Here is a 528-nt window from a genome sequence, read left to right on the forward strand (position 1 = left end):
GCGTCATTCCGCCCTACCTGTGGCTGCTCGCAATCATCGGCGGCCGTGCTCGCTTTCATCGCCGAATCCTGCTCGAAATCGGTGAGAACAAGACGGGGCTTATGCTCAGATTAACTGCGACTGCGCTCGCGGTCCGTGCGGCATGCTCGCAATCATCCGGATTTTCTCACATTGCGTGAGACGGTGGCCCGGTCAGAGTGGCAGCCCGGCTGCCTGCATCTGTTGCGTCAGTTCCTGCGCTCTGGCGCCTCCCAGCTCACCGCGCAAAAACTGCCGGATCTCCGCCGGCTTGACGCTGAACTGATCGGCCAGGGAACGCACACTGTAGCCGTGACGGGTCAGGCGCGGTTCAAGGTCGTCGAGCTGACGCGACAGGATGCGCTCGACCACCTGGACCGTGACTGGACGGTCACCGATCCGGTACGCCTCCTCGAACGCGAGGGTCAGGTGCTGCTCGATCTGAAGCGGGGGCTTCAGGCGGCTGGCCAGCAGGTCCACGGCCGCCGTTTCGATCAGTTCGCCGATATC

1 pseudogene is annotated in these 528 nt (G+C 63.4%); it reads right to left on the bottom strand.

What is annotated here, in order from left to right:
• Nucleotides 1-192: 192 nt before the first annotated feature.
• Nucleotides 193-528: pseudogene (locus tag GBZ26_RS29875) on the bottom strand (ExeA family protein); the annotation flags it as partial.

This window comes from Azospirillum formosense, from assembly GCF_013340925.1.
In the GTDB taxonomy this organism is placed as follows: Bacteria; Pseudomonadota; Alphaproteobacteria; order Azospirillales; family Azospirillaceae; genus Azospirillum; species Azospirillum formosense.